Here is a 21,658-nt window from a genome sequence, read left to right on the forward strand (position 1 = left end):
GATCTTCAAGCTGGTCGTCTGGTAACGACTATCGCTGGCTGGGATGTGACGGCTACGACCTTCGACACCGCCGCCTGGCTAGTCTTTCCTAGTCGAAGTTTTGTGCCGGGCAAGGTCCGAGCGATGATTGACTATCTGAGAGGCGCGGGGAAAGTGGAGATCTAGCGGTCGTTCGATTTACAACGGGCAATCCGGCCCAGAGCCGACTTTCGGTTCGGCTGGTTGCGCAGTCCGCTTCGACCAAACCTTTAGCAAATTGCGTCCTGCCAGCGATTCGATCCGCTCAGTTGCTCTCACGCGCGTATTTCGATCTTAGAGCATCCTGCCAGGCGTTCATCGCAGCTGAACTCGACGGGCCGACCGCGGCGACAGCCTCCGTGGCCTCTAATGTCCACATGCTCACCATCCTGACCTCACCGTCGAGGATGAAGATGGTCTCGTCGCTTGCCCGTGGGTTCAAGCGTCCTGAGACCTTCACCGCCGCATAAGGGGATTTGACCGGTGACGGTGCCGAAAGTTCGACGCGGACGAGTTGGTTTGGCGGCGGGGCCGGCATGTGGCTGCACATGCCGATCTCGGGCACGAGGTATCCAACCGGGCTCCCCGTGTCGTCACTTCCCGCCGGGATCAGGTAGCCCACTAGCGCGACATCGGCTGCTACGAGGTCCGGGTTCGTTGCGATCATTGCCTGCTTCCGTTTTTCGGCGACGACCCAGCGTTCTGCCAGAAGTGCCTCGATGTCATGACCATCGGTCTCAAGCACCGCCCTGGCCTGCGCGAACCGTTCTTCAAGCCGCGCGCGTGTTTCTGCCTCGTCAACATCTCCGGCAAGGCGTTCTTCGAGGCGCACGACCGTTCGCAGTTCCTCCAACATCTCGAAACCCATTTCTTGGAATGGGTCGTCGAAGGCCTGCGCGGTGGGGTCCGGCAGATCGGCAAACCCGATCGGGCGTGGATCTGCGAAGGTTTGGTTCGCGTAGAGAATGGCCGCCGCAAGGCAGAGAACGAAGCGCATGACTTCTTTCATTTTGCGATGCATCATTTACCGCCCTCGGGCGGGATTCCGGGAGCGACGTCCGGCATTCCGGTCGAGAACTCGCGGTTCCATGCTTCTTCGGAAACTGTTTCGAAACGCGGTCGTTCTTCCGGCTCGAAGCGGATCGGCTGGCCCGCGAAGACTTCCAGCAACTCGTCGTCGCGCACTGTCACCTCTCCATGAACGATCACAGCCTTGAAGCCCGTCGAAGGAACTGCGCCCTGATTGTAGGTGGCATTGTCGGTGACCATTTCGGGATCGAAAACGACGATATCGGCGATCATGCCCTCCTGCATCCGGCCCCGCTGCTGCATCGCCTTCAGCCCTGTGCGGCCCAAATGGTATGCTGCGTTGTAGCTGAGGATCGACAAAAGCTGCATCATCGGGATGTCGTTCTCGCGTCCAAAGCGTAGCGTGGCAGCGCGCGCACCGGCGCCGCGCGGATGCATGTTGCCCAGTTCCTCGAACGGGGTGTTCCAAGGCCCCATCAGCGGCTCGGCAAACATCGCGTCGCTGGCCATTGTCGTGCCCCTGAGGGTCAGCCATTTCACGGAGTCTTCCGGCGGCGTCTTGAACAGGAGGATTTCCTTGGTGGGTTCGGCTGCGAGGTCTTCATCGTATTTGGCCTGAGTGTAAAATTCCCCGGTGATAGGGTCCTGCAACGTGTCTTCGTAGCTATGGCCGAGCTTTTCGACCCAGTTGCCAGGTTTCAGGAAGACCGCATTCAGCGTGGTCGAGCCGGCGGAATAGGGGTAGATCTCGCCCCAGATATTGAAACCGTTCTCCTGCAATCTCTGCATGAGTTCGTGCGTCAGGCGCCACCCCGGATTGTTGTAGTGATTGATCGTCGCTGGTGCATCAAGCGCCAGGGCGTTGGCGATGACTTCCTGTGCGCCGATATTCTCGAAGGTCGCACCGTCCGGGGTGAAGCGCGTATGCACCGCCGTGTGACGGCCGTAGCGTGCCCCAACCTTCTGGACCTCGAACATCTCTCGAGACGTGACGCCATTGCGCATGTATCCAAGCGTGGAGCCGATGCCCAATCCCCCAGCCTGCAAGCCTTCGTCGATGATCTGCAGTATCTTGTTGCCGGTGTCGTAGTCAGCGAAGGACTCGCTCCAGCCCGTTCCCTTGCGGGCTTCCAGCGCCGCTACGGGACCACGACCGAGGATTTCAGCGTTGTCGTAACCGTCCAGCACGATGGCACGGGCCAGTTCGTGGCTGGATGCGCAGCCATAATTCGCTTGGGTCGAACCTTCCCGATCGTCATAGAATTGTGCCACGAACGTTCCCGCGCAGCCTTCCTCGATGTCCATGCTGGAGGTCAAACCATCACGCAGACCGATCGAATAGCCCATTGGCTGCTGCCAGTGGAAATGCGTATCGATGAAGCCCGGAGCAACGATATGCCCGGTGGCGTCGATCTCTTCCGTTCCCTTGAGCGGGTCCTTTGAAATCTCGACGATACGGCCGTCGGAAATCCCCACATTGGCGATGGAGTCGTAAAGCGTCTCCGGATCCATTACGCGGCCGTTGGAGATCACGAGGTCATAATCCTGCGCCGCCGCCACGCCAGATAGCGCCAGGCAAGAGACGAGAGCGGTGCTTGTCAAAGTTCCCAAACGCTTCATCAGCAAGTTTGCCTCCTATAGGTTTTCAGTTTGCCGAGGTCTCAGTCGGCCATAACGTCGCGCCGGATCGGCAGGCCGTGGGCTTCGTCCAAAACCATCTCTCCGTCTCGCACGGCGAAGCCGCCGCTCACCAACACCGTCTGCACACCCACCGCCGGCTGGTTCGCATTCTCGTATGTGGCCCTATCAGCGATGGTGTTCGGATCGAACACCACGACATCGGCATCCATGCCAACCTGAAGCCGGCCCTTCTTGCGCATCTGCGGCACGAACTCTTCCAGCGTCTGCGCCGGCATCAGCGACATTTTGCGGACCGCCTCATTCATGGACAGCACGCCGCGCTCGCGCACATGGTCGCGCAGCACTTTGGCGAAGGCGCCGGCAGAGCGTGGATGCGCGAAGACATTCTCGGGCAGCGGCCAATCCTCGCCGGTATAGGTCTGGATACTGTTGTCCTCGCCAAAATACGACCAGAAGGTCGCGTCCGACGCGATCAGGGTGGCCGGATGGGTCACGGACATATCCAGCATCGCCAATTCCTCGGAATTGCTCTCATCGAGAAAATGCCAGGTGATGAACGTACCCGGATTGTTCGCCTGGTAGTCTTCGAGCTGGTCCTCGGTCATGCGGTCCTGACCAAGCTGAAAAGCCTGAGCCGACGTCCTCATCCGTTCCTGCCAGTTTGGACCGGTGAACATGGCGGCACCCACGACGGTGCTTGCCGCGCCATAAGGATAAGCTTCGACGGTGATGTTGATGCCTTGCTCCATAGCCTCTTCGACGAGGGCGAGCGTGGCCACGATGTCGGCCATCGAGGTGCTGTTAATATGGCAGATGTGCATATGTGCGCCGGTGATGGCGGCATTGCCGATCAGTTCCTTGAGCGCTTCGTAGGAGCTTTGCGGCTCTTCGACACTCGCGTAGCGGACATGGGTATAGGTCGCCACCCCGTATTGGTTGGCCAGTTCGGCCAGCGCGAAATACTCTTTCTGGCCATATCCGGGTGCGTAACCCGCGTTGACGCCAATGCCGAGGCCGCCCTCCTTGAGGCCCTGTTCGACCAGCGACAGGATGCGGCTCGACTGATCGGGATTGGCAATCTCCATCTTCCAGTCGTTCTCGATCTGGGCGTCCTGGAAGAACTCGACCGTTGCGAGTGGATCAGTGTTGTCGAAGGTTGCGATGCGGCTGTAGGTCCAGCCCGCTGCCGCGCCGTAATTGATCGGCAGGTTCTTCGCCGCCTGTCCGTCATACCAGTCTCCGATCGGCAGGACGCCGGATTCAAGCTCAAGCGCAGTGGTCACCCCCTGCATCGCATACATCCGGTAGTCGCCGATGCTCTGCCCATGCGCATGCAGGTCGATGAACCCGGGCGCGACCACATGGCCCGACGCGTCGATAACGGTGTCACCCTCCAAGGCAAACTCGCTGATCGCGGAGATGCGGCCATCCTCGATCGCCACATTGCGGATTGCATCCAGCCCGGTTTCCGGATCGATAACCCGCCCATTCTGGATCACGATGTCGTTGGCATATGCGGCCGTGGTAGCAACGGTCGCGAGCGCAAGGACACTCGTTGCTCGGAAGAATATGATTTCGAGAGACATACGAGATCTCCAAGAGAGCGATGGGGACGTGCCCGAGCACCGTCACGGGCAGTTCGGATTATCCGACCCCTTTCTCGTTTTAGCTATTGCCTGGCGCGACAGTGATGTACGAATCTTGGCAAGCAGAGATAATCCGCCAAGTCCGCAAACAGCATCGGAACGGCAAAGCGCCCATCGGAAAGAGAGAAGACTTGCCATGTCATCGGAGGTGATTGGCTTCAATCGCGCGGCACAGCTCAAGCCATTCCTCATGGCCTTCGAGCAGAGCGGGGGAGATATCGACGAACTGCTGAGAGGCAGTGGCCTCAACCAATTCGACCTCTCCGACCCTGCGACACTGATCACGGGAAATGCACTCTATCAGGCCGTGCAGGACATGTCCGACACGCTCGGTGACAGTTTTTTCGGGGCAAGGGTAGCGGCCCAGTTCGTCGAGAGCGGGCCTGTCTTCGTGCGCGAAAGCTATGAGGCATCTCACACCCTCGCGGAGTTCCTGCCCCTGATGATTCTCGAACTCGGCCAGCAAATCAGCAACATTCGCTATTCGTTGAGCGTCAATAACGATGTCACGGTCCTGCGCGGTGAACGAAGCTTTGTCCCGACTGCGCCGATCATACAGGCTGACGCGGCGGCGGTGAGCCTGTGGATCGCGCTGCTTCGGATTACGGTCGGTGAGATCTACGACCCGTCGCGCCTTCTGGTCACCGTTCAGAAACGGGATGGGATCCCGACTGACTCCGTGCCTCAATCCTCCATTCTCATCAGGAAATGGAACGGCATCTCGGTTGGCTTCCCGTCTGCTTGGTTGCGGTGTTCGCTCGATCTCGGCTGGCACTTTCCGCAGGCGCCGCGTGGCGAATTCCGCAATGAAACAGCACAGGAGGCAGTCCTTACATTCGTGGCAAAGGTCTGTGCGGACAGGCTTTCCGACAAGGCTTTTGCAATCGAAGAGTTTGCCAGTCACCTTGGCACCAACTCGCGGAATATCCAGCGCACGCTCGCCCGCTTGGGAACATCTTTCCAAGGCATTCGCGACGATGTGCGCCGACAGAAAGCGCTAATACTAGTGTCCTCGGGCGAGCCGTTGGTGAATGCAGAGATTGCCGAAGCCCTCGGTTTTTCCAGCGCACCAAGCTTTAACCGGGCGTTCAAACGATGGACAGGCGTATCGCCGGCGGAGTTCCGCGCAAACAGATAATCCCGTCAGCGGACCTTGCTCAATGGTACAGCGAATGGCCGCTTCCCGCCCTCCCTGTAGGTCACGCCGGTTCAGGCGGCGGACCCTAGCGGAATGTCCGCTTCCCGGTCTTGGCAAGGATGCGTACGCACGCGCAGCGAATGACGGCTACCCGCCCTCTCCGCCAGGGGGGGGGGGGGGCCGGCACAGCCTTAGTCGGATTGCGCCAGCGCAGGGAAGAACAGTACTAAAGGCGTAGAAGCGTGGCGCGTCGCACTCTTCTCCTTGTCTAGCCCCCTGTGCCCTACTCCAAGCGCGCACAGCCAAGTTCCTGCTGCCACCCCCTGCAATATCCTACCGCCGAGCGGACTATTTGAGTTTGGCCTCATAGAGAAAATCCCCTTGGCTTCAAAAACCCGAATAAGCCGTCCCCAGATCGAGTCGGGTTTAGTCGCGGGGCAAGGTCGACATGGAGGCTGCCGGGTTCTCGTCAAGAAGCTGCAGCAGCGCCTGTATAGCCCGGGTCCGGTGACGCGCGGGATGGATAAGCACCGCGAAAGGACGGTAGGGATACGGAACCGCGATAGCCTTTACCCAGCCCGCGGCTTCCCAAGCTACAACTGCGCGTTCGGACAGGACCGTCACACACGGGCCACCCGCAACAGCAGAAAGTACCGCCTCGTTGGACGGGAACTCGAGCACAACGTTGAGCCCGTCGACATCCAGCCCATGGGCTTCTAGCAGATGCTCGAACTCTGACCGCGTGCCCGATCCCTGCTCACGGATAACCCAGTTCTGCGTCGGATATTCCGACGGCACGACTTCGGCCCTCTGCGCCCAAGGATGATCTGCTGAAACCGCAAGTACAAGGCGATCGCGAGCCACGACTTTCCGCTGGAGCGTTTCCTGCGCCACCTCGCCCTCCACGAAACCGAGATCCGCGCGCCCCTCGAGCACCGCGTTTGCCACCTGCGCAGTGTTGCCGCCCACCAGCTCGATTACGATCTGCGGAAAAATATCATGAAGCGCAGCAAGCCGTCGGGGCAGCCAATAGCTGGCAACCGTCTGGCTGGCGTGAATGCGGAGTCGCCCGCGCGGCGTAGCGGAAAAATCCTCGAGCACCAACGCCGCCGTTTCGGCCTGCGCCAGCACAGCCTCCGCTGCCCGCACGAAATTCTGTCCCGCATCGGTGAGGGCAATTCGTCGGCCGACGCGGTCGAACAGCTGGACCGCATGCCGCGTTTCCAGCGCCGAAATCGCGGCGCTGACCGCCGATTGGGAGATTCCCAGTTGGCTTGCCGCGCGCGTCACATGCTCGAGATTCGCAACGGCTAGGAAGATTCTAAGCTGTTCGAGTGTCATCCGCGGTTCAATCTCAAATGACGATCAATATAACAAGTATTATTTGATATACAAATTGATTGTTGCACCGCAAAATCACTTATCTCCCAATGGGCCGACATCCGAATATGAGCAACTCTGCATCAGATATCGCCACGGAAACCCTTTTTCCCCCGTCTAGTCGTGCCACCGACCATATTGGGCTGCTGCTGGGGCTAGGGCTGGCGTTGGCCGCCGCGTTGGCGGGTATTGCAGTGCAACATGCCACTGGCATCGCGGCGCTCAGCCCGCTGATGTTGGCCATGGTCTTCGGAATCGCCTTTGCAAACACCGTCGGCGTTGGCACGAAACTGAAGCCAGGAGTGAAGTTCGCACTGCGGCGGGTGCTGCGGTTCGCAATCATTCTGCTGGGATTCCAGATGTCGCTCGACCAGTTCGCGCTGATCGGGGTGTCGGGCCTGGCATTGGTCATCGGCCTGCTGATCGCGACTTTCGTGTTCATAAAGGTGCTGGGCCGGGTATTCGGCGTCGGGCGCGAACTGACCGAGTTGATCGCTGCCGGGACCTCGATCTGCGGTGCCTCGGCGGTTGCTGCAGCCAATACTGTTACCCGGGGCAGCGAGGAAGACGTGGCGTATGCGATCGCCTGCGTCACGATATTCGGCTCGCTCTCGATGATACTGCTCCCCGTCATAGGGAGCACGTTGGATCTTGGCGCGCCGCAATACGGCCTGTGGGTTGGCGCGTCCGTGCATGAAGTGGCGCAGGTCACCGGGGCGGCTTTCCAAGCAGGCCCCGAGGCCGGTCAGGTCGGCACCCTGGCCAAGCTGATCCGGGTGCTGCTGCTGGCGCCGGTGATCTTTTCCCTGGGCTATCTCGCCGCGCGCGGCAAACGAGGCGGGGCTGGCGGTGCCTCCGCGCCGATGCCTTGGTTCGTACTCGGGTTTGTTGCAACCGCGGCGAGCGCCGTAATCTGGCCGCTACCCGAGCAGGCAATGGGCGTCACCGCTACGGCAACCACCTTTATGCTGACGGTCGCGCTCGCCGCGATGGGGCTCGACACCGATATCCGCAAATTGTGCAGCAAAGGGGTTCGGCCACTGGCACTTGGCGCCGCAGGTTGGGCCTTCATCTCGGCTGTCGGACTTGTCCTTGTGAAGCTGACATAGGCTGGTCGTCTTTTCTGTCCGCGAAAAGCCGATGGTCAGGAAAGCGAATGTTATCGCGCGGCGCAACTCTCATGCGAGAGACGCGCCGTACTAATGTTTCCGCTCACACTGTATCTCTCAAAACGGGGCAAATAATCACGTTCTCACCGAGCGTTGATTGCTGACTTTGCACCTACGAATCAGCTGCCACTCCAGGTCGGCACGTCTCGAGAGAGTGATCTCGAACATCCCCGATATGACGAAGCTCGACTTATCACCGCTTCAAACTCTTCGATCATGTGTCTAATAATTGAGCGCAAGCATTAATTTTGATCAATAATAGTGCACATCAAATTGTGATGCGCAAAATATCACTAATTCATTTGAAAAATTCCTATTCGAGAAATAAAACTAAGTATCCACAACACGGATACCCCAGTCCGAAAACCCTGATGAGCTTATCAGCGGATAATCTGTAGGAGTTGATATGAACAAGTCAGACCTTGTGCTTTCAAGTGGACTAAGCTCCACTTTGGGTTTTGCGTTGATGATCGGAACCGGTCTGGTTTTCCTGGTCATCGCGTACTTCATAAAACAGAATCTTGTACGGAATACACACGACTACATCGTGTCGAATCGCAAAGTCGGCCTAGGATTTGGCATCGGATCGGTTGTTTCGGTCTGGACTTGGGCCATGGCCGTGATGATGAGCACAGCGATGACCTATCAGTGGGGTCTGTCGGGACTCTTCTGGTTCGTCGTGCCGAACGGGCTCGCCGTCCTTGCGATGGTGCCCTTGGCCAAGATCCTTAAGAAACGCATGCCCGATGGATATACGATCTCAGAGTTCGTATATAAGAGATTTTCTTACTCAAAAGTTGCCGCAGGTGTCGTCACAACTACGATGATATTTGGCATTCTTCTGGAAATACTAATCAACCTAAAGGGGACCTCGGTCGTGATGTCGATCGTTTTCCCGATCGACTGGCGCGTCGCGACTATGCTTACAGTTGTGGTGGTGCTCGCCTATTCTTATTTCGGCGGGCTTTGGACCAGTGTCATGACCGGCACCATCAACACCTGGATGATCACCGTTCCGGCGGCGATCGTGGTCGTTGCGGTGTTCGGAATGATCGAGGGCGGTGCGGGCGCCGTGTACTCGGCCGTCGAGGCCAGCGATGCCACCAACCTGTCTATCTTCGAGGCAGATGCGGCGGCCGGCTTCGGTATCACGCTGGCCTTCGGCCTTCTGGCCGCAACCGTGGCGGACCAGACCTTCTGGCAGAAGGTCTATGCCATCAAGCCGAACCAGGTCGGACGTACCTTCATGTGGTCGGGGCTACTATTCTACCCGATCCCGATCTGCCTTGGCATGCTAGGGCTCGTGGCGCTCGGCTATGGGATCGTGCCAGATGATTTTGGCGGAGATATCATTGCAGTAGGCCCGTACATCGTCAGCCATATCGGCCTGCCGATGGTGTTGATCATCGCCTATGTGCTAGCGATCCTCGCGGCCTGCTACTCAACCGTTGACGGTGCTAGCTCGGCCCTGTCCTCGATCGTGGCTGTCGACCTGGTAAAGCGGTTCTGGCCCGCGACGAGCGAGAGCAAACTCTTCTACATCACCAAGCTCTCGATGCTGCTGGGCGGTGTAGTCGGCGCAATAATAGTGCTTTCAGGAGTTGATTTCACATCGCTGGTGCTGACGACTTACGCACTTAAAACGTCGATACTCCTGCCTCTGATCTTCGCGATTACTTGGAAACAGACTACCTCGCTCGGTTTCGTCGGTGGCGTGGTTCTGGCGATCGCGATAGGTATGCCGCTTCGCTCAATCTATGGCGAGCTTGTGGGGACGCTTTCGATCCTGGCAATCAGCGGCGGCTTTGTGGTGCTGACCGGCGTGGTCAACCGCGGCTCTGTGGAGGAGGCGCTCGAAGCGCCGCAGGCCACTCCGAGCCAAATCTGAACCAGCAACCCGCCCGGCATTTGCCGGGTGGGTCATCCCCCACGGCCTGCGGGCCCCATTGCAAAGGAATCCCCATGTCCCCTCTGTTGATGTTCTTCCTTCTCTGCGGCTTGGTAGCGACGGTGCTCTTCGTTGCCGGATACGCCAAAGGTGTACGCGGTGCCCTGAGCACCCACGCCGATACCGGAATCGAGACCGACACCAGCGGCGATCTTGATGCCAAGTGGTGGATGTTCGGCCTTGCTGTGCTTGCCGCCTCGACGGTGATCTTCCTGGTTGGCGTCCACCCGGTCTTCATCTATCTCGGCCCGCTGCTCGCCATTATCACGGCAGCGGCGAATGGGATCGCGTTCTTCCTCGACAAGCCCGTCGTGGCGGCGGACTGAAGGGGGGCGCGGTGTCGCAGATGCGCTTTGGTATATGGTTGCCCGTTTATGGCGGCTGGCTGCGCAGTCGCGACTCCGCTCCCGGCACCGACATAGACGCTTGCATCCAGACAGCGATCCTCGCCGAGGCGGCGGGATATGATTTCCTCTACGCGTCGGAAAACCTACTCAACCCGATTCATGGGCCTGAGGCTCGGGTGATAGACGCGTGGAGTCTCCTGGCCGCCATCGCACCAATGACCCTGCGGATCGGGCTTTGCGGCGCTGTCAAACCCGGCTTTCGTCCGGTGACGCAGATGGCGCGAATGGTGGACACGGTGGCGCAACTGGCGCGGCGGCCAGTTTCACTGAGCGTCGTGTGCGGCTGGTGGCAAGAAGAATTCGATCGTGCCGGGGTCGAATGGCTCGACCATGCGGGCCGCTACGATCGGGCCGAAGCATTTGCGGATCGGTTGCTGGCCGGCTTCGACGACGCTGAGGGCGGTATCGATCCCGCGCATCGGCCGAAGATCTGGCTGGCGGGCCAATCTGCGCGGGCCACCGCCATGGCGGCACGGATCGGCGACTGCCTGTTCCTCAACGGGATGAGCGACGACGTGTTGGCCGAGCAGATCGGACGCATGCGCGAAGCCGCTGCACGCCAGGGCCGCGAGGTTGAGATCGCGATCAACGCGCATGTCATGGCGGCGCCATCAGTCGCAGCTGCCCAAGCACGGGTCGAGCGGCTGATCGCACGGCGCGACCAAGCCTCGATCGCCTATTTCCGCGAGGTGATGGCGCAGTCCGGTGCGGATAGCTGGAAGGCGCTCGGGGATGCCGAGATGGTCGACAGCAATGCCGGTTTCGCCGCCGGGCTGATCGGCGACCCGCCTGCGCTGAAGACGCGACTGCGCCAACTCGCGGCGCTCGGCGTGACCCGGGTGCTCTGCCAGTTCGATGACCCGGTGGCTGATGCGGCGGCATTCATGACCCAAGTCGTAAAACCTCTGCGCGAAATGCGGGCAGAACTGGAGTCGGGTCCCTGACGGAATCTCCGGGACCCGCAGTCAAACAACGGAAAAAAGAAAGAAAGCAAACCATGTCCAAGAAAAAAGCGCACCTGCTCGGCTTCATCCAACATGGCGTGAACAGTCACGCGACGGGGATGTGGAGAAATCCCACCGACAAGATTGGATACCATTTCTCGCGACCCGATTACTGGCAGCACATGGGGCGCACAATGGAGCGGGGGCTGTTCGACGCGATGTTCATCGCCGACGAGCTGGCACCCTACAACACCTATGAGGGCAGTTCGGACGCGACGATCAAATACGCGGTCCAATGTCCGACGCACGAGCCCTCGACCATCGTGCCGATCGTCGCAGCGGCGACCAAGAACCTCGGGATCGGGGTGACGCTCTCGACCATGTTCGTGCATCCGTATTCGATGTGCAGGCTGCTCTCGAGCCTTGATCATCTGTCGGCGGGTCGGGTCGCGTGGAACATCGTAAGCTCCTACTCGAAAAGCGAATGGGACGCTTACGGACACGAGGACATGACCCCGCGCAACGAGCGCTACGACAAAATGGACGAATACATCCGTCTGTGTTGCGAGTTGTGGGACAGTTGGGAACCGGACGCAATCATCGCCGACAAGGAAAGCGGCATCTACGCCGACCCTTCGAAGGTGCGCGAGATCGACCACGACGGCAAGTACTTCAAATGCAAGGGCCGGCATTTCTGCGCGCCATCTCCGCAGGGGAGGCCGGTGTTCTGGCAGGCCGGATCTTCCCCGCGCGGGCGGGATTTCGCAGCCGAGTTCGCCGAGGCGATCTTCGCCGTGCATCCGGGCGTCGAACGGATGCGCGAATATGCCGACGATCTGAACGCGCGCTGCGCAAAGATGGGCCGGCCCGATGGTAGTGTAAAGCTGATCTACGGCGTGCAGACCGTCGTCGCAGCCACCCGCGAAGAAGCCGAAGCCAAGTATGAGCGCATCAAGGCCTGCATCCCGCTCGAGGGCGCTGTGGCCTGGATGTCGGGGCATTTCGGGCTCGACTTCTCGAAGATGGACCTCGACGAAAACGTCAAGAACCTCGAGGTGCCGGGTATCCAGGGCCTTTTCGAGTCAATCATCTATGCCAAGGACCCCAAGGGCGAGCAACCCGTGACGGTGCGCGAGGCGGCGCTGATCTATGCGCAGGGCATGGGGATGCCGGTTCTCGTCGGGACGGCCGAGGATATTGCCGACAAGCTCGAGGTCTTCATGGACGAAGGGGGAGCGGACGGCTTCATGCTCGCCGCGACCTACACGCCGGGCTGTTTCGAGGAATTCGTCGATCATGTCGTCCCCGAGTTGCAGCGGCGCGGGCGCTACCGGACCGAGTATGCCGGCCCCACGCTACGCGAAAACCTGCTTCAGGACTGACCATGAACGAGGCCAAAATGTCCCAGTTCCAACAACCAGCGGCCGGGTCCTCCCGGCTGCACGTCAGCAAGGAAGAATTCCGAGCTGGTATGGCCCGGTTTGCCGGCGCGGTGAACATCATCACGACCGACGGCCCGGCGGGGCGCGCGGGATTCACCGCGACCGCCGTGTGCAGCGTATGCGATACGCCACCGACGCTGCTCGTGTGCGTGAACAACTCCAGCTCGGTCGGCCCTATGTTTCGCGAGAACCGGGCGCTTTGCGTCAACACCACCGGCCCGAGTTTCGAGCGGCTTGCGGCGCTCTTCGGCGGAAAGACCCCGACCGACGAGCGTTTCGCGGCCGCCGACTGGCGGATCGGCACGACCGGGGCACCCATGCTTGTCGACGCACTGGTCGCCTTCGACTGCGACGTGTCGCACGCGGCCGAGGTCGGCACACATACGGTTCTCTTCTGCACCATTCGCGAGATCGTGATGTCAGACGAGACCACCGCCAGCGTCTATCTCGCCCGGAAATTCCACAGCATCGCGATGACAATATGACCCTGCATTCCATGACAACGGCAAATGCTCCGCGCTGGATGATGCGGATGAACCGCGCGCCTGCGCCCGATTTGCGCGCTGCGCTGCGCAGTGGGCAGGTGCTGACGCTGATAGACCGCCGTTCGGACCAGGCGGTGATGTTCTGCGCCGCCCGCGACGTGGGGCCCGAGCAGATCAACCACATGGCCACCCACGCGCGTGGCCTGATCTGCCTTGCGCTTTGGCCCGAGACGATCACGCGGCTCGGCTTGCCGATGCAGCCGGTGCGGCATCGACGCTCGGCTGGGTGGGGCTTCGCGGTGTCGATCGAGGCGCGGCAGGGGATAACCACCGGTATTTCGGCGGCTGAGCGAGCACATACGATCCGCGTGGCGGCCGCGCCGGGGGCGGTCGCGGGTGACCTCGTGTCGCCTGGTCATGTCTTTCCGCTGAACACCGATACGCAATCGCTGCCGCAGGGGGAAGCATGCGATGTCTCGCATCATTTCGCGGCGATCCTGCGGCTGGTTCGGATTGCGGACGCCGGGGATGGCGCAGTGGTCTGCCAAGTGCTTGACGAGACCGGAGCGGTGGCTACAGCCGAGCGTGCAGCCGCGCTGGCGACAGCAAGAGCGGAACTGACAATCAGGGAATACCAGCTTCCGAATACGGCGCCATGGCTCTGAGCGATTCGTCGCGAGTCCGCCACTCCCCCATCTCTTGGACAGGATCTGGCGCAAATAAGGGTCATCCTCAATCTGTGTGGCGGAAGGGGAGCATGCGGGCCCTGAGGAGTTCTGGTCCTGCGCGGCCGTACATTGCGCGTTTCAGATTCCGAGACCGGTGAGCTGAGCGTGACCTGAGACCCGACTCTCCTCCGAGTTTCCGGAGAGTCCGTGGGTTGATTTCTGGGGCTATGCGGCGCGCATTTTCAGCCTGATCTTCTCTGCAAACTCGGCCGGCGGGATGTTCCCGAGGCCGGAATGGGGGCGGTGGTGATTGTAGTCGTCCTGCCAGGCCCGGATCTGCTCGCGGGCGTCGCGCAGGCTCGAGAACAACGCCTCGTTGAGCAGTTCGTCCCTGAAGCGGCCGTTGAAGCTTTCGACGAAGCCGTTCTGCATCGGCTTGCCGGGCGCGATGTAGTGCCAGTCGACGCCGGTCCTCTGGCACCAAGCCAGGATCGCCATCGAGGTCAGTTCCGTACCATTGTCCGAGACGATCATCTGCGGCTGGCCTCTCCGGGCGATCACTGCGTCGAGTTCGCGGGCGACGCGGTGCCCGGAGAGCGAGGTGTCGGCGACCAGCGCCAGGCACTCGCGGCTGAAGTCGTCGACGATGGCGAGCACCCGGAACCGGCGACCGTCAGTTAAGGCATCGCTGACGAAGTCGAGGCTCCAGCGCCGGTTCACCGCCTCCGGCACCAGCATCGGCCGCCGCGTGCCGAGTGCCCGCTTGCGGCCGCCCCGCAGCCGCACCTGGAGCCGCTCCTCGCGGTAGAGCCGCCTGAGCTTCTTCAGGTTCATCACGATCCCCTGGCGCCCGTGCATGATGTGGATGCGTCGATAGCCGAACCGGCGTCGCTCGCCTGCCACGGCCTTCATCGCGGCCCGCGCCTCGGCATCGTCCGGGCGCAGGCTCCGATAGCGCACGCTCGACCGGTCCACGCCCAGAACCTGGCACGCCCGGCGCTGGCTCACCCCGTGCGTCGCGACGACGTGGGCCACCGCTTCCCGCCTAACGCCGGGCGCTACCATTTTTTTGCCGCGACATCCTTCAGGATGGCGTTGTCCAGCATTGCTTCGGCCAAGAGCTTCTTCAGCTTGCCGTTCTCGTCCTCCAGCGCCTTCAGCCGTCGGGCATCCGAAACCTCGAGCCCGCCGTACCGTGCCTTGAACTTGTAGAACGTCGCCGAACTCACCCCGTGCTTCCGGCAGACATCGGCCGTTGCCATCCCGGCCTCCTGCTCCTTCAGCATCGCGATGATCTGCTCTTCCGTGAACCTCGATCGCTTCATCGTCCGTCTCCTGGTTGGGGCGGACTCTACCCGAAACTGGAGGAAGAAACGGGTCTCAGGTCAATCCCGACCGCGTGCCGCAGGCGGTTTCGGATGTTGTGCATCGGCACAGGGGTAGTGCTTTCGTCTTGGATCAGCGGGCAGTCAATGGGTCACGTGAACGACGCTCGCTGGTTCTGACCTGCTACTCACCCGGCAGCGGCTAATTGATTCTGATGCGCTGCCTACTTGGGCCGAGTGACCCGAAAAGAACTCGCGACTCTTCCGAAGGACAGACTTGAGCTTCTCTTAAGCAGACGTCCGACCGAAAACCAGCTGCGCGGGGACGATTTTTATAGGGAAGCTGCAGTGGCGTGCTGATGATCGTGACGAGGAACTGGTTCGGGCCGTGAGAATTTGACGCCGAGGGCACCAGTGCCATTTCCGTTTTCTGCGCAGCGAACGGCAACTCACTGTCCTTCGGGCCATGAAATGCCGTACGTCCGGCTTATCCTGTACCTTTTATGTAGTGGATGCCGTCTGGTTACGCGCGAACCCTGACCACCGCAATCGCCCGCCATGCTGCGCGAGATGAAAGTTCCGCGCGTCGGGCGATTGATCAACCTACGCCGAACGGAGTGAACACCGACCGGGCTCCGGTCGCCGCTGGATGAAAATTCAGTGGCAGGTCGCTTCGGTATCCGCTTCCGACCGGTAGCTCTCGGTGTGACTGAAAACGGATCGCTTAAGCCACGACGTCATGTTTCGCCTTTCGCAGCCTGGTCGGATTGGTACTCACTAGGCAGCTCAATGGCGGCATCGTTCGCCCAAGCGCATGATCGACTTGCGAGCTTGGCCACGACACTTTGACATAGAGAATGAGTGAGGTTCTCGGCAACCAGATCGAAAGCAAACTCAAAGCCTAGAAGCGACAAGTAGGCGAGGGCGTCCAAGACCTGGTGCTTGACAAACTCTCGGTCGTGGCGTCGCGGGCCAAGGTCTACATCGCTCCATGTTTCGAAAATTGGCGCGTGAAGAAAAAGTGCCGTTTTCACTGGGGCAGTTGCCATATGCGGCATCTCTTCCCTTATCCAGATGTCCCGGCACTCTGATATCTCTGAAAGATGATCGTCGAGTGTCTCCGAGAAGAACACCTCTTGTCTGCCCATACTCGGCCATTTGGGATCCTGACACACGCGGAAGGAACGGGAGGGCGCTGGGTGGATTGAAAGATGAGACGACCCCGATCCTGCGCCTACCGGCCGAGCTAGCCGACGCGCTTTGACCCTCGCTCCCTGAGGTTGAAGCTCCGTGTTTTCGAGGAGCCTAGTCCAACGCTTTACGCTTCCGTCGAACGTCGGGAGCTCCGGACCGTCGATGACAACACGGACATTGTGCACCTGCGCGATTGCGAGTGCCGCGAGGAGATGTTCAGGCGCGGTAACGACCGTGCTAGCCTCGTTGGCAATAGCCATATAGTTTTCTTGGGGCACGACATTCTCGGGGCGGGCCCATACGCTCGCAGCCCCCGCCGGAACGTCGCTTCGCACGAACTCTATACCAGTGTTCTCCGGTGCAGGTTCTAGCTGTACAGTCGTATGCTGTCCGGTCTGGACGGATATCCCGCTGGTTCGCGTGGGTCGGGCAATTGTGTTCTGAAGCCTCATCCTATCTACCTATGAGTGAATCGCGGTAAGCAGAATTTTCTGCGAGAAAGCCTGAACATTCGGTTCAGATCGGAGATTCCCCACAAGGTGTCGTAGATACGGCAGACGTAGCCACAATCGTGGTTTACGTGATTTTTACTGAAGTCCGGGAATAGTCGGAGCTGGCCTGCCGGCCCACTAAACTTATCAAGCCACTGAAACTGAAACTGAAACTTTCCCACGCACCCGCCTGCGGCGGTACGTAGTGCTGCCGCAGGCTGCTAAGACGACCTGGTGAGGTGTGACATATTCGTCATACATCTGGTTGGCGGGGATAATCTTTAGCGGCGAAGGTGCCGCTCGGAAAACACAACTATAAGGTGCATCTGCGCAACGGGCACTGGAGGCGACTATGGACCACAAGTGGAGAACAGATTTGCTCGAGGATATCGCGCGGCATGCTGGCATACAGGACCTTGTAGGGGTTGAAGCCGAGCTACGCGGCACATGCTGAAGCTTCCAGATAAAGTCGATACATCGATGCGAAATCCGCATCACTCCTATCTTCAGAACGAACCAAGCCGTCTGTATCGAAGTTTTCCTCGTTTAGTTATTGGAGTGCCATGATGACACGCCCTCCCAGCCACGATGCCCGTGAAATAGCCGCAGGGCTCAGGTGCCTGGTCCGCACAGCGAGCCAGTATGGCTACTTTGAGATCGCGGAAATGATAGACGACTGCGCTCTCTATGCTGAACAGACTTCCGCTCGTGAACGCCGACTAAGCCGCGACGATACAGATCATTCGACGGAGTGAGTTACTTCTTCGTGGAGGCAATGCGCGGCATCTTCTTCGCCAGAGCTTGGCTCGACCGGCGCGGTAAGCCATTGGTGCTGCACACTGCAACGATCGCTAGAACTACCTGAACTCCGCTGAGCGTACGGCTGTCGGGATCCTGCGTTTGGGCAACAACGCTAGCCTGTGACCTACCTCTCCCAGAGGCGGGCAGGGCACTCCAAGAGCGCTAGAGTTGGTTGATTTCTATCTCTTCCAGCGATGTGCCGTTTGCGAGTAGTTCTTTTATCCACTTCGGCGGCCTTCCAAGCCCTCGCCAAGTAAGTTTCGGATTCAAGGGGTGCCGGTACTTATGAGGTGGTTTTCCGGTATGGCGGATGCCTCTGGAGTGCTCGAGCAATTGCTCCACGCTGAAACCGTGTTGGGTTGCGATATCTTCAACCGTACGCAGGGCGGCAGCCGCTCTCCTCTGTCTTCGTATAGTGAGAATCGCAACGATATCCGCCCTCAACTCTTCAAGCTCTTTGTCAGTGAGCTCATCCAATCCAGCCTTATCCAGAAACATGTAGGCCCCCGTTATTTTCAGCTCGCCTTAGCATATTCTAGGTTAATACTTCGTAAATGAGGGACTTGATGCGGGGTATTCATATTCCACCTAAACGGCCAAGTCTTTCCCTGCGGCGCCGGAATCGCGATGGCGTCCGGGCTCGCGTCCACCATGCGCTGCTGCCCGTAGACTGCGAGTACACTTGGCGCGAGCCCTCCCCCTGCGCGGCCGCCACCGACAGCCAGGCCTCCAGGACGGCGGATTAAATGGGGATTCAAGGCTTGGGACGCCGATTAGCGTATCCAAGGCCGCAAGCGCCACGTCCTGACCGACACTGGTGGCCGCCGGTTGGCCGTAGAGACCCATGCCGCGACGTCCGAGACCGTGACGGCACCAAGAATGTGCTGACGCACTCCCGTTGCGCCCTCCCTTCGTGGAGCGGGACTTCGCGGAGGCTGGATACGCCGGTCGGCTCGTCTCACGGGCTTAAAACCAGGTTCATGTCCACTGGAGATCGTCAGGCGGCCGCCTGGCGCGAAGGGCTCCGTCGAAGAGCTTGGGAGAGCGTCAAGGCGAGCGATTTACGCAGCATACTTTCTTACACGGGCTGTCCGTGAAAATTACGTTCGCTCCCAATGAAGGGCGACGCGAGACGACATGATAAGGCACCCAAAGCAGATGTTGCTGAGATGCAACTATGACGGAACTCCGAAGGCGAACGCTTTACGGCCCAATTATCGCCGGAATAATTCAACTTATGGGTGAGTGATAGGTGCTGTAGTAGAGGACCGAACATCATGGATCATAGTTGGATGGTGGCCCTACTTAGGGACGTCGCCGAATACGCGGAACAACATGGCCTGAACGATCTAGAGAGCGAACTTCGCAGGGTCGTGGAGATGGTCCCGAATTGTGAGAAGAATATCGCGACCTGTCGACCGGCCTTCCGCTCGACAGGTGCGCCGCGGACTACGCACTAAAGTGGCAGGCCAAGTCATCCTGCAGGGCGTTATCGCGGAAGAGATCCATCTGGAAGCTCGCGGAAGTTCAACCGGTAACAGATCAGTCTCGTCGATCACCAGACGCTGCGGATCCTTCGAGAGACCTGTGTATACCGCCGGCGTCATGTTCTTGAATGAGTGGGCTCCAGAATAGAAAGTCATCTCAAAATAGAAGATGACTAAGGCGAGCTCCCCACAAAAAAATTAGAAATCGCGTCTCTCTTAATAATAAAGTGGCGGAGGTCCGCCGATCATGTCGTGCAACCAGTCAAATGCCATCAGTGCTTAGGAAGCCTCACCTCACTGCGGCATTCCTATCGCGCCATATGGGCGAATTCTGTCTTTGACAGCGCCGCAGAAACCTCCGCGTAGTTCCTTACAATATTGTAAGTGCCATATGGATTTTGCTTCACCAATTCAGTTTGGGGAGTTTTATCAAATTTTTGCCCAACAGATTCAGAAATTAAATGCTGAACTTCGTCGGAAAGACGAGTGGTAGGGGGGGTGTTTTGAAACAGAGATTCGTACTTGATATATACGACCTTTGTGAATCTCCGGGCTAACGTATTGTGAACGGCTTCAACACGTGTCCGACGGCGGCGCAGTTCATCAGCAATAGTGCTCGTATCAATATCGAATTGAACGGCTTCCGGAACCTTTGAACCGTGCACCGACTTTGAGTCGATTATTCCTTTCTCTACGCGGAGTTCCATCAGGCGGTGCGATACGAAACTCTCTAGAAAATTCTCCCTGACCAGATGGATTGCTGTCCCGCCCGTCTTCGCGGCGGCCCGAACAACCTCTGGGTTCTCGTCGAGGTGCGAATACTTGATGTCAAACCCAACGGCAGGCTCGGAGCGCTCACGGATTCGCATCTCAACAAAATCCAAGAAAAACGTTCTTTTGTTTTTAGGCAATACCAAAGATGGATCTCGATTAATTGCCTCCGCGTACTCTTTGTAGTATCCTCCAGAAAATAAAGACGGATAGAATATCTCGCCATACTCGAAGAAGCTACCGCTTGAATTCAAGCACGAACGCAGGGCCGTCGTGCCTGATCTTTGGCTGGCAAACACAAAGAAGATCTTCTTTTCGGAAGGTTGCGTCACTTAGGGCTTACCTGGGGATATGATGATCTATCGGACGAGACTTCGTTTGAACCATCTATCGCCGGCATTCGCAACGGCAACGTGACCTCCTTTCCTTCCTCATGGCGGACGCCTCTATCTCGGCTATCACGTGGGCGGCTCCAGGGTAGACGGATTGACGTAAGTTCGAGTCTAGCTCCAGGACTAAGGCTGGCCCCGGTCGTTTGCGCTATGGGGTAATGCTGGTGCCGCCGCTTCCTTAGATGCAGCTTCGAGGCCTTTACGGGGAACTTGCGTTAAGGCATACGGTCGCCGAGCTGCAAGTTTTAGCATTGAGGAGGCGCAGGATGCCCACGGGAAGCGTTGATGATTACGGACAGCTTGATTTCCTGCTCCTTGGGGTCGCCAGGAGTGGCACTACTGCGCTTGCGACCTACCTTAACACACTGGATGGGGTGATCTGCGGGCCGGAGTACTTTTCACTTAGGCATGATCATTCCGAGATCATATCCCCGGATAACTTTATAGGCGACGAGTTCAAGAAGGCAGCGCACGGCCTGAAAATTATTGAGAGATCTTTCTCATCCAACTCACAAGACCCTTATTTATTTGGAAACAAGATCCCGAACTATTTTTACAACCTTTCCAAGGTGACTTCGGAAATAAGGGGGAACAAGGTCGTTGCCTGCCTAAGGGACCCCAGGGATAGCGCTCGATCCTACAACAAGAGGGCATCCAACCCGAAAGATAGTTGGTTCCCCGGGCGATGGGGCTTTTTTGCTGCCTTTGACTTTATCGCCATGGTTGCTGCGTTGCGGCGAGTCGATGGAATTGAGTTGCACGTTGTGCGCTATGAAGACTTGGTTGCGCGGCCGCGGGATGTGTTGGATGAGGTTTCTACATTCATTGGCGTGCACAAGCCGATGAGGGTGTCCGAAGATTGGTTCGATGAAATTTCGGCTGTGACACGTAAGCGCGCCAACGCACCTGCGGGTAGCTATGGCGACCTAGAGGAGGCGGCATTCTCAGACTCGCGCGCGCTGGAGCTGTACAATCTACTGAAACGGGGCTCTTTCGTTGAAACGCTTAAGTCGGACGCCGTCGGGGAAATCCTCGAAGATACCTTCAAACGCGTTCCGAAACTTGTCGAGAAACTAATCGTAAGGTCGGAATCCGAGGAAGTGGAGGACTACTTTAAGCGGCACTGGAGCCGGCAGGCTCGAATGGAGCTATGGCCCCTCATTGACACAAACATCTAACGATCCGATCTTCCACGGGTTCTTTCTGTTTCACGGGCCTTTAGTCAGAGGCCCGGATGATCTTTGAGGGGGGGGGCATTAAGGTGCGCTCCCCCTAGGTTTGC

General features: G+C 58.9%; 17 protein-coding genes and 1 pseudogene. 10 read left to right on the top strand and 8 right to left on the bottom strand.

What is annotated here, in order from left to right:
* Positions 1-283: 283 nt before the first annotated feature.
* From ACW9UR_RS00005 to ACW9UR_RS00015, 3 genes are read right to left on the bottom strand one after another with little or no spacing between them, the layout of a single operon-like run.
* On the bottom strand, positions 284-1,042 hold the full coding sequence (locus ACW9UR_RS00005; protein ID WP_458914827.1) for a DUF3299 domain-containing protein: 759 nt from the start codon (positions 1,040-1,042) through the stop codon (positions 284-286).
* Complete coding sequence (locus ACW9UR_RS00010; RefSeq protein WP_458914828.1) at positions 1,039-2,673, bottom strand: amidohydrolase family protein; 1,635 nt, start codon at positions 2,671-2,673, stop codon at positions 1,039-1,041. Before ACW9UR_RS00010 ends, ACW9UR_RS00005 begins: the two co-directional genes overlap by 4 nt.
* Before the next feature lie 35 nt (positions 2,674-2,708).
* Positions 2,709-4,274: an amidohydrolase family protein gene (locus tag ACW9UR_RS00015; RefSeq protein ID WP_458914830.1), complete on the bottom strand. Its 1,566-nt coding sequence runs from the start codon at positions 4,272-4,274 to the stop codon at positions 2,709-2,711.
* A 196-nt stretch (positions 4,275-4,470) separates the two neighbouring features.
* Here ACW9UR_RS00015 and ACW9UR_RS00020 point away from each other — a divergent pair, with 196 nt between their 5' ends.
* Entirely contained in the window at positions 4,471-5,472 is a 1,002-nt protein-coding gene (locus ACW9UR_RS00020) for a helix-turn-helix transcriptional regulator (RefSeq protein ID WP_458914831.1), read from the top strand.
* Between the two features lie 426 nt (positions 5,473-5,898).
* Here ACW9UR_RS00020 and ACW9UR_RS00025 read toward each other — a convergent pair whose 3' ends face one another.
* A complete protein-coding gene (locus ACW9UR_RS00025) occupies positions 5,899-6,813 on the bottom strand; it encodes a LysR substrate-binding domain-containing protein (protein ID WP_458914832.1) in 915 nt (304 codons plus the stop codon).
* Positions 6,814-6,920: 107 nt separating this feature from the next.
* Here ACW9UR_RS00025 and ACW9UR_RS00030 point away from each other — a divergent pair, with 107 nt between their 5' ends.
* The 7 genes from ACW9UR_RS00030 to ACW9UR_RS00060 all read left to right on the top strand — a co-directional run bounded on the left by ACW9UR_RS00030 (position 6,921) and on the right by ACW9UR_RS00060 (position 13,912).
* Positions 6,921-7,961, top strand: a complete 1,041-nt coding sequence (locus tag ACW9UR_RS00030) for a YeiH family protein (RefSeq protein ID WP_458914833.1) — start codon at positions 6,921-6,923, stop codon at positions 7,959-7,961.
* 466 nt (positions 7,962-8,427) lie between these two features.
* A complete protein-coding gene (locus ACW9UR_RS00035; RefSeq protein WP_458914834.1) occupies positions 8,428-9,909 on the top strand; it encodes a sodium:solute symporter family transporter in 1,482 nt (493 codons plus the stop codon).
* A gap of 74 nt (positions 9,910-9,983) precedes the next feature.
* Complete coding sequence (locus ACW9UR_RS00040) at positions 9,984-10,295, top strand: hypothetical protein (RefSeq protein ID WP_458914835.1); 312 nt, start codon at positions 9,984-9,986, stop codon at positions 10,293-10,295.
* A 20-nt stretch (positions 10,296-10,315) separates the two neighbouring features.
* Positions 10,316-11,320 carry an LLM class flavin-dependent oxidoreductase gene (locus ACW9UR_RS00045; RefSeq protein ID WP_458914836.1) on the top strand — a complete coding sequence of 335 codons (1,005 nt, stop codon included), beginning with the start codon at positions 10,316-10,318 and terminating at the stop codon, positions 11,318-11,320.
* Between the two features lie 53 nt (positions 11,321-11,373).
* The gene (locus ACW9UR_RS00050) at positions 11,374-12,702 is read left to right on the top strand and encodes an LLM class flavin-dependent oxidoreductase (RefSeq protein ID WP_458914837.1); all 1,329 of its coding nucleotides are present in this window, start codon (positions 11,374-11,376) and stop codon (positions 12,700-12,702) included.
* 89 nt (positions 12,703-12,791) lie between these two features.
* Entirely contained in the window at positions 12,792-13,247 is a 456-nt protein-coding gene (locus ACW9UR_RS00055; protein ID WP_458914838.1) for a flavin reductase, read from the top strand.
* Positions 13,244-13,912, top strand: coding sequence for a 3,4-dihydroxy-2-butanone-4-phosphate synthase (locus ACW9UR_RS00060; RefSeq protein ID WP_458914839.1), 669 nt, complete (start codon positions 13,244-13,246; stop codon positions 13,910-13,912). The genes ACW9UR_RS00055 and ACW9UR_RS00060 overlap by 4 nt, the downstream gene beginning before the upstream one ends.
* 228 nt (positions 13,913-14,140) lie before the next feature.
* Here ACW9UR_RS00060 and ACW9UR_RS00065 read toward each other — a convergent pair.
* Positions 14,141-15,240, bottom strand: a protein-coding gene (locus ACW9UR_RS00065; protein WP_458914840.1) for an IS3 family transposase whose coding sequence is annotated in 2 segments (ribosomal slippage) — positions 14,141-14,988 and positions 14,988-15,240 — 1,101 coding nt in all. Because the reading frame shifts where the segments join, the coding sequence is not laid out codon by codon here.
* Between the two features lie 515 nt (positions 15,241-15,755).
* On the opposite strand from ACW9UR_RS00065, the pseudogene ACW9UR_RS00070 reads away from it, so the two are divergent.
* Positions 15,756-15,893 (top strand): annotated as a pseudogene (locus tag ACW9UR_RS00070) (IS3 family transposase); the annotation flags it as partial.
* 84 nt (positions 15,894-15,977) lie between these two features.
* Here the strand turns inward: ACW9UR_RS00070 and ACW9UR_RS00075 are convergent.
* The 3 genes from ACW9UR_RS00075 to ACW9UR_RS00085 form a co-directional block, all read right to left on the bottom strand.
* Positions 15,978-16,886, bottom strand: coding sequence for a UDP-3-O-acyl-N-acetylglucosamine deacetylase (locus tag ACW9UR_RS00075; protein WP_458914841.1), 909 nt, complete (start codon positions 16,884-16,886; stop codon positions 15,978-15,980).
* 1,002 nt (positions 16,887-17,888) lie between these two features.
* Positions 17,889-18,224: an H-NS histone family protein gene (locus ACW9UR_RS00080; protein ID WP_458914842.1), complete on the bottom strand. Its 336-nt coding sequence runs from the start codon at positions 18,222-18,224 to the stop codon at positions 17,889-17,891.
* Positions 18,225-19,521: 1,297 nt separating this feature from the next.
* Positions 19,522-20,316 (bottom strand): hypothetical protein, encoded by a 795-nt coding sequence (locus ACW9UR_RS00085; protein WP_458914843.1) that lies wholly within the window; start codon positions 20,314-20,316, stop codon positions 19,522-19,524.
* Positions 20,317-20,642: 326 nt separating this feature from the next.
* On the opposite strand from ACW9UR_RS00085, the gene ACW9UR_RS00090 reads away from it, so the two are divergent.
* Entirely contained in the window at positions 20,643-21,554 is a 912-nt protein-coding gene (locus ACW9UR_RS00090) for a sulfotransferase (RefSeq protein ID WP_458914844.1), read from the top strand.
* The last annotated feature ends 104 nt before the right edge of the window (positions 21,555-21,658 follow it).

Source organism: Halovulum sp. GXIMD14794, assembly GCF_054457455.1.

Bases quoted from the DNA above. Each gene is read 5' to 3' on its own strand.
- ACW9UR_RS00025 (WP_458914832.1), bottom strand. From the start codon at position 6,813: ATGACACTCGAACAGCTTAGAATCTTCCTAGCCGTTGCGAATCTCGAG.
- ACW9UR_RS00045 (WP_458914836.1), top strand. From the start codon at position 10,316: ATGCGCTTTGGTATATGGTTGCCCGTTTATGGCGGCTGGCTGCGCAGT.
- ACW9UR_RS00060 (WP_458914839.1), top strand. From the start codon at position 13,244: ATGACCCTGCATTCCATGACAACGGCAAATGCTCCGCGCTGGATGATG.
- ACW9UR_RS00015 (WP_458914830.1), bottom strand. From the start codon at position 4,274: ATGTCTCTCGAAATCATATTCTTCCGAGCAACGAGTGTCCTTGCGCTC.
- ACW9UR_RS00040 (WP_458914835.1), top strand. From the start codon at position 9,984: ATGTCCCCTCTGTTGATGTTCTTCCTTCTCTGCGGCTTGGTAGCGACG.
- ACW9UR_RS00075 (WP_458914841.1), bottom strand. From the start codon at position 16,886: ATGAGGCTTCAGAACACAATTGCCCGACCCACGCGAACCAGCGGGATA.
- ACW9UR_RS00090 (WP_458914844.1), top strand. From the start codon at position 20,643: ATGCCCACGGGAAGCGTTGATGATTACGGACAGCTTGATTTCCTGCTC.
- ACW9UR_RS00050 (WP_458914837.1), top strand. From the start codon at position 11,374: ATGTCCAAGAAAAAAGCGCACCTGCTCGGCTTCATCCAACATGGCGTG.
- ACW9UR_RS00035 (WP_458914834.1), top strand. From the start codon at position 8,428: ATGAACAAGTCAGACCTTGTGCTTTCAAGTGGACTAAGCTCCACTTTG.
- ACW9UR_RS00055 (WP_458914838.1), top strand. From the start codon at position 12,792: ATGGCCCGGTTTGCCGGCGCGGTGAACATCATCACGACCGACGGCCCG.
- ACW9UR_RS00020 (WP_458914831.1), top strand. From the start codon at position 4,471: ATGTCATCGGAGGTGATTGGCTTCAATCGCGCGGCACAGCTCAAGCCA.
- ACW9UR_RS00080 (WP_458914842.1), bottom strand. From the start codon at position 18,224: ATGTTTCTGGATAAGGCTGGATTGGATGAGCTCACTGACAAAGAGCTT.
- ACW9UR_RS00005 (WP_458914827.1), bottom strand. From the start codon at position 1,042: ATGATGCATCGCAAAATGAAAGAAGTCATGCGCTTCGTTCTCTGCCTT.
- ACW9UR_RS00030 (WP_458914833.1), top strand. From the start codon at position 6,921: ATGAGCAACTCTGCATCAGATATCGCCACGGAAACCCTTTTTCCCCCG.